Annotated in this window: 7 protein-coding genes and 1 pseudogene; 1 reads left to right on the top strand and 7 read right to left on the bottom strand. The window is 44.9% G+C overall.

Going from position 1 to position 7,037, the window contains the following annotated elements; translation table 11 throughout:
- A pseudogene (locus HMPREF9007_RS0125300) lies at nucleotides 1-367 on the top strand (group II intron reverse transcriptase/maturase); the annotation flags it as partial.
- Nucleotides 368-447: 80 nt separating this feature from the next.
- Here HMPREF9007_RS0125300 and HMPREF9007_RS27825 read toward each other — a convergent pair.
- The 7 genes from HMPREF9007_RS27825 to cdaA all read right to left on the bottom strand — a co-directional run bounded on the left by HMPREF9007_RS27825 (nucleotide 448) and on the right by cdaA (nucleotide 7,005).
- Nucleotides 448-582, bottom strand: coding sequence for a hypothetical protein (locus tag HMPREF9007_RS27825; protein ID WP_277754694.1), 135 nt, complete (start codon nucleotides 580-582; stop codon nucleotides 448-450).
- Nucleotides 583-619: 37 nt separating this feature from the next.
- Entirely contained in the window at nucleotides 620-1,408 is a 789-nt protein-coding gene (locus tag HMPREF9007_RS07475) for a DUF1266 domain-containing protein (RefSeq protein WP_008762597.1), read from the bottom strand.
- Between the two features lie 28 nt (nucleotides 1,409-1,436).
- Nucleotides 1,437-2,468 carry a DUF3137 domain-containing protein gene (locus HMPREF9007_RS07480; protein WP_008762596.1) on the bottom strand — a complete coding sequence of 344 codons (1,032 nt, stop codon included), beginning with the start codon at nucleotides 2,466-2,468 and terminating at the stop codon, nucleotides 1,437-1,439.
- A gap of 7 nt (nucleotides 2,469-2,475) precedes the next feature.
- The gene (locus HMPREF9007_RS07485) at nucleotides 2,476-3,036 is read right to left on the bottom strand and encodes a LemA family protein (protein WP_008762595.1); all 561 of its coding nucleotides are present in this window, start codon (nucleotides 3,034-3,036) and stop codon (nucleotides 2,476-2,478) included.
- Between the two features lie 293 nt (nucleotides 3,037-3,329).
- Nucleotides 3,330-4,649 (bottom strand): TldD/PmbA family protein, encoded by a 1,320-nt coding sequence (locus HMPREF9007_RS07490; protein WP_008762594.1) that lies wholly within the window; start codon nucleotides 4,647-4,649, stop codon nucleotides 3,330-3,332.
- Nucleotides 4,650-4,680: 31 nt separating this feature from the next.
- Nucleotides 4,681-6,222 (bottom strand): TldD/PmbA family protein, encoded by a 1,542-nt coding sequence (locus tag HMPREF9007_RS07495; RefSeq protein WP_008762593.1) that lies wholly within the window; start codon nucleotides 6,220-6,222, stop codon nucleotides 4,681-4,683.
- Between the two features lie 18 nt (nucleotides 6,223-6,240).
- On the bottom strand, nucleotides 6,241-7,005 hold the full coding sequence (gene cdaA / locus HMPREF9007_RS07500) for a diadenylate cyclase CdaA (protein ID WP_008762592.1): 765 nt from the start codon (nucleotides 7,003-7,005) through the stop codon (nucleotides 6,241-6,243).
- Nucleotides 7,006-7,037: the final 32 nt, after the last annotated feature.

Genomic DNA, 7,037 nt, shown 5'->3' with positions numbered 1-7,037 from the left:
GGGGGCGTAAATGGACGTTTGCATGGAAATANGAACCAAGAGCAAGAAAGTGAACTACCTGACCCTTAAAAGGTTGTCGGATATACATTATACCCCGTACAAGCAAATCAAAGGTGAGGCAAACCCTTTCGACCCGGAATACGATGATTATTTCTTTCAGCGAAAGGAGCAACAAATGCTGGAATCTCTCAAGGGACGTAAGTCTCTCTTATATTTATGGAACAAGCAGAACCGGATTTGTCCGTTATGCGGCAAGGAAATAGATTGTACAAAAGCATGGAACGTCAACGAAATATCTGTTGGTGGTTCGATTGTACGGCAACTTGTCCACAACAACTGCTACAAGCGAAATAAACGAAAATGTTGAAAGTATGAGCCGATTTCTAACAACAAATAGAAATATTGAGTTGCTTGAGCCGTATGAGGGGAAACTCTCATGTACGGTTCTTAGGGGAGAAGGGGGCAGCAATGCCCTTGACTTACCCGATGTTTCAGATTGTTCTTTCTTTTTTCAAATTTAGTCGGGTTGGCGGCATAATACTCGCTGATGTAACTGTAGTACTTGTTGTTCTTTTGTTCCATAATTATGTGTTTTTGTGATTAAACTATCTTGATCAATTTACCATTTGATTTGCACCCAAGGGCTCTTAGGATTAGACAACAGATCGTCTGCCATTCCCTTCATTCCTAAATTGTGAGCATTGGTCCCTCCCCAGATAGCCCTGCCAATAACATAACTCATCGCCATATCGTGCCATGATGTGAAAGAAGAATGAGCCAATTCATACGCCTTGTCGATATAATTCCACGCTTCCATTTCTGAGATATATTTCATATCGCAGCAGGCACGGGCAACAAAATTAATTCTGCCGGCATCCCAGCCAATCACTCCATAGCGGGCTATATCTTCTTTAGAAGTAATCACTTCATAAGCTATCAACTCCTCATAGACCTCTTTCAAATTTTGCAGTTGCCCGACAGCTTTTTCATAATCTTCCTGACTCTCCATGTTCTGCTGGAAAATATCGTCTTGCGCATTTTCATCGTCAAGCAAAAAAGCCTCATAAACAAACGGAAAGTAGTAATCGTAACCTTTCCGGCACAAATCATCCAATGTTTCGCGGGCATCATGAGCATTATTTATTCCCCACCATTCACCGAGAATAGTAGGCAACTTATCTTTGATATCCAACGAGAGAGTGTTCAGATATCCGCCTTGCTGCAAGGCATACAATGAACCTATAGACAGTTTTTTATACTGTTCTACGGATAATTTTGATTTTGATTTAAAACGAGGCCCCCGAAAAGCTCTTATAATAGTACGGACAAATGGCCATACCTTCATATAAAGAAAAGAAAGGACCATTACTCCGCCTACGACCCAAGGCATCCAACTCATGTCTGTCATAAATAGTGTTTTTGTTTTATTGTTAATACTAATTCAATCTTAATTCCTCTGCCACTTTGCAGGACAGGCTGATATCATTATATATGTCCTCAAGCAGCTTCCCGTCATTCAACGCACTTGGACGCACACATAAAAAACCGGAAGGCATCACGGCGGCATAGTAGAAAGTACCTCTGCTGAACGAAAGCATGATATCACATCCGAAAGTCTGGCGCAGCGCCGTCATATGACGCATCATCGCAGGAGTGAGCAACATACGTGCTTCTACTTCATCATCGGCATAAACGGCAAAATAGTTCTCAAACTCCTGATCTTCCAGTTGCACCAGTCGGGCACTATAGCGCTTCTTCAACCCCTGGATATTCTTCGCCAGATATCCGATCTTTTGTTCTAAGTGATCGGGCAATATGATAATATTTCCTTTGAATCGCTTGTCTATCTTACACCAGGCAAACATACCCCGAAAATTGTGCGGACTGCTATCCAGCCGCGAGGCAAACAGCGGACGAAGCACAAAACGGTAGATCATGACAAAATATCCCAATACAGGATTGTACTGCAACTTATTCAACAGCCCGTAAGACACACCGATATCCGCCACGTGCAAAGAGTGCTCGCCGTGCGGAAACTGAATATATCCATATGTATTGGCTGCCAGTCCCGGATCAGAAAAAGAGGCGGAAAAGAGTTTGCTGTCTCTCAATATCCGGCTGTCTACCTGAGAGGAAGCCGAGAAATAAACGGTAGGAAACAGAGTAGACATAATGTGCTGCATAGCTTCCGACTCCCGTTCCTGAAAGTTAGTCATACAGCGGGTGAAAACGAAGTTGACCACTATAAATCCAATGAATACAGGTATTATATACTGCGTGAACTGCATATAGTTCTCAAGACCTATATAAGATACAAGCGCACCGCCAAACAACACAAACATAAACCAGCAGAATACAAAAAGATAAACTGCAATACTTCCTGTTCGTACCACCTTTCTCCAGCCATTTACCTGTAAAAGCTCCGAACGAAGCTGTTCTGATAATTTCTTAAAATCAATTGTGTCCATATTCGTATTATCTGAGAAGTTCGGCGACATTTACATTCTGTTGTTCCGGTTCGGGAATATCAATCAGTTCTTCCTGATGATGACCTTGCTGACGGGCAACAACGGAAGAAGGAAACATCTCGATGGTATTATTGTAGTCTGTTACTGCCGCATTATAGGTGCGCCGGATGGCTTGCAGTTGCAGTTCCATGTCCTCAATACTGTTTTGCAGGCGATGGAATTGTTCATTCGCTTTCAGTTCAGGGTAATTCTCGACCGACAACTGTAATTTGGTTAACAGACCGGACAATTCATTGCCACTTTTTATTTGTTCGGCTTCCTGTGAAGGTTGGAAAGAATGTGATCGAAGTTCCGTAATGCGGGTAAGAATTTCATTTTCATGACCCATATATGACTTAACGGCGGCCACCAAATTAGGTATCATGTCATTCCGCTGCTTTAATGCCACGCAAATACCGCTACGACATTGCTTCACCCTGTTTCGCTTAGCGATCAAATTGTTGACTGCCCAAATATACCAAAGTGCGATTAGCAGTATAAGTCCCGATCCAAAATATATAATTCCCATGCTTTTACTTTTGTGTGTATATCAGTTTTCAATAGTTATATCCTATTCAATTTTGACACAGGCAAAAGTAAACAGCATCCCACAAATTAACAAACAAAGAGGGGGTATAAATACAGGTAAGCAAAAATCAGATAATACGTTAATTAATAAAGCATTAGTTAGGCAGAAGACGGGGTATAGCAGGGTATATTTATAAAATTCAGAGGGTAATATTACAGTAATGGTCAGAAGATGATGTCCATTTTATGACCATCATCTCCTGACCATTACTTAAGTCTATTCAAAGTCAGTGTCTACAATCCGCTGAAATCGACTCCCTCAAATACCAGTGAAGGGATACGCCAGGAGGAGTTCAGACGCGGGTCGTTTCCGGTTGCAACCAACGAGTTCCACAAGGTAATCAGATTGCCGGTAACATTCATCTCGGATACCGGTTGCGTCAGTTTTCCATTCTCAATCAGGAAACCTTCGATGCCATAAGAGAAATCTCCGGTCGAACTGTTGTTGTTACCACCATTAAAGCCCGTAACGAGGATACCTTTTTCCACTCCGGCAATCAGTCCATCCAGATTCTTATCTCCCGTTTCCATGACCAAAATAGATGAACCGCTGATAGTCGGATCGACTCCCATCTTCTTAGCATTGTAGGTATCAATGAAATAGGTATTCAGTACTCCCTTGTCAAAGATGGAGCGACGTTCCGTAGCAATACCTTCGTTGTCGAAGTAGCGGGCGCCGGAAGCTTTCACCAAATGAGGTTCGTCCGTCAAAGTCAGTCGGTCACTAGCTATCTTTTCATTCAATTTATTTAATAAGAATGAGTTTTTCTGTTGCAAAGCCGAGCCGTTCAGCGCACTGATCATCGGACTTAGCAAACGGCTGGAATTCATCGGATCGACCACCATCGTATATTTGCCGGACTGTACTTTCTTTTGTCCCAGTTTGCGTAATACACGTTCCAGCGCTTTCTGACCGATTCCTTTCTTAATCAGATCGTTCATATAAAGCGACGACTCATACCAATAAGCAGAAGGACGCGCCTCGCCTTCCCCTCTGATCGTGATGTCGGCAGAGAGTGAGTACCACGTACTTTTTGTTTCTCCTTCGAAACCGTTGCTGATCAGGCGATAAGCAAAGTCTTCGCCATCGCCATAGGAAGAACCGACGGAGATGATCCGTTCGTCCTTGCCCAGTGCTTCTTCCGCTACGGCTTTCGCCATCTCTATCTTATCGTCCGGATTTAAGGATGCGAACTTGGCATCATATAGTTTCAAGTCCGGTTTTCCACCTTTATAGTAACGGGAAGGGTCTGCCAATACACGCGCCTCATCTTTAGCCAGATAGCGCGTAGAGTCTATTCCATTTTTGATAAATGTTTCGAGTTCTTTCCGGTTCAGGCGGTTGGTAGAGATACTACCGTAACGTCCGTCCACATACAGGGAAAGGCTTAATCCGCCTTCCGATGCCTGTTGCAATCTGTCCATCTTCGCGTCGCGCAGTTCGAAAGAAGTGTTCGAAGAAGAGTATAAAAGGACTTTTGCTGCCTGGCAGCCATTCTTCAAGGCATAGTCCATCGCCCACTGTGCCAGTTTCTTATTTTCGTCTGTAATCATAGGTTCGTCTTTTTAAAGTAAGCATTTACTTCTAGTTCTCTCCACCGACAGTCAGTTTGCTAACCAAGGCTGAAGGCATACCGCAAGTCACCGGACAGGATTGTCCGTCTTTTCCGCAAGTCCATGTACCGTTGTCGATCTTCGCGTTGGTAGCTACCATCGTGATATCTGCCAAAGCCTTCGGACCGTTACCGATAATATTAATGTCCTTGATCGGTTGCGTCAGTTTACCGTCTTCGATCATGTAGCCCGACTTCACAAAGAATGTAAAGTCTCCGGCACCGATCTGTACCTGACCGTTCGTAAAGTTATCTACAAAGATTCCCTTCTTTACAGAAGATATGATATCCGATTCGTTCACATTTCCGGCTTCCATATATGTGGCACGCATACGGGGTATCGGCATATTGCGGAACGATTCGCGACGTCCGTTGCCGGTCGGTTCCACTCCGTAATGCTTTGCACTGATACGGTCGTGCAGATAGCTGGTCAGTACTCCGTCTTTAATCAGATAAGTTTTCTGTCCTTCGGCACCTTCATCGTCGAAGTTCACCGAGCCCCGATTGAACGGAATCGTACCGTCATCCACCACGTTGATATGTTCGTTGCATACTTTCTTATTCAGCTGATCGGCAAATATGGAAACATTCTTCCGGTTGAAGTCCGCCTCAAAAGTATGTCCGATAGCCTCGTGAAGCAAGATACCCGATCCTCCAGCACCCATGACAACAGGCATTTCACCGCCTTTGGGTTTGATAGCCTTGAACAGAAGAGAAGTCTGGTCTACCGCTTCGCGGGCGATTACGTCCACTACCTCGTCCGACAGGAAATCGAATCCTCTGCGGTAAGCACGGGCAGCGTAGCCGTTCTCCGTCTTTCCGTCTTCTTCCATGATGCACACGGCACCCAGCGTCACCATCGGACGGTAATCGTAGAACATCACTCCCTCCGAATTGCAGAAGAAGATATGCGAAGTGGTATCGCTCTGACTTGCCTGTACTTTATGTACCCGTTTGTCCAAAGCGAAAATCCGGTCGTTCAGTTTTTGCAGATAAGGCATCTTATCTTTCAAACTGACTTCCTCCCACGGGGAAGCAACGGTATAATAGTTCTTCTTCAGTTCCTTTTCGGTGAGATTCAGCGGTTTGTTGCCTTTGTTGGCGGAAGCGATGCGGGCGGCAGTACGGGCAGCTTTCAGCATATCCTCCACAGTAATATTCTCCACGTAGGCATAGCCACTCTGGTCTCCAATCAGTACACGGACTCCGACTCCATAGTCAATATTCGAATAACTGTTGTTCACTGCACCATCCATCAGGCGGATGCTGTTGGATATCGTGTGTTCAAAGAAAAGGTCGGCATAATCGCCTCCTTTCTCCAATGCCGCGGCAAGCACCTTCTTCAAGTCTGCCTCGCTTACTCCGAAATGATTCATAGCCAAAGCAACTGCTGCTTTCTTGTCAGCTCCTTCGCCGCCCAATGCACCCGGGGTAGTCAGAGCCATAGCAGAACCTGTCGCCAATGATCCGAGTAGAGCTATACCTCCGGTTTTTAGAAAATTTCGTCTGTCCATGTTCACTTATATTTAGTTTCAGTTTTCTTTTGTCAGCAGACTTTCCAGTTCTTCGGCATTCAGACGGAGATAGAATTGTCCGCGATAAGCTACAGAAATAGCTCCTGTCTCTTCGGAGACGATGATGGCGTGCGCATCCGATTTCTGCGAGATGCCCATAGCCGCACGGTGACGCAAGCCCAGTTCTTTCGGGATGTTCAGGTCGTGAGAGACTGGCAGGATACAGCCTGCGGCTTTGATCCGTTTTTTGCTGATAACCATTGCTCCGTCGTGCAGAGGACTGTTCTTAAAAAATATATTCTCAATCAGACGCTGGCTGATAGCCGCATCTATAATTTCTCCTGTACGGACCACTTCATCCAGCGGAGTGGTATGCTCGATCACGATCAATGCGCCTACTTTCTGCTTTCCCATGCTCAGGCAAGCCATTACCACCGGCATGATATCATCATGTTTCAAGGCTTCTTTCCTCGCCCCGCTGAAAAAATGCGCCAATGCACTGACATGCCGATGCGAGCCCAGCGTCAAGAGGAAACGACGAATCTCATCCTGAAAAAGGACGATCAAAGCAATCACACCCACATTCATCAAGGTATCGAATATGGAGCCCAGCAGTTTCATCTCCAGAATCTGAGTGACCACCAGCCAGATCAGGATAAAAACCAGAATGCCGGTAAAAACCTTGATAGAGCCGGAGGCCTTCATCAGTTTGTAGGTGTAGTACAACAGAAGGGCGACCAGCAGTACATCGATAAAATCTTTTATGCCAACGTCAAAAAACACGGTACTTATTACTTATTACAAGTTATTAATTC

The organism is Bacteroides sp. 1_1_14, assembly GCF_000162515.1.
Taxonomy (GTDB): domain Bacteria; phylum Bacteroidota; class Bacteroidia; order Bacteroidales; family Bacteroidaceae; genus Bacteroides; species Bacteroides thetaiotaomicron.
Note: the sequence above shows the minus strand (reverse complement) of the source record. Positions and strands in the feature narration are given on the sequence as shown.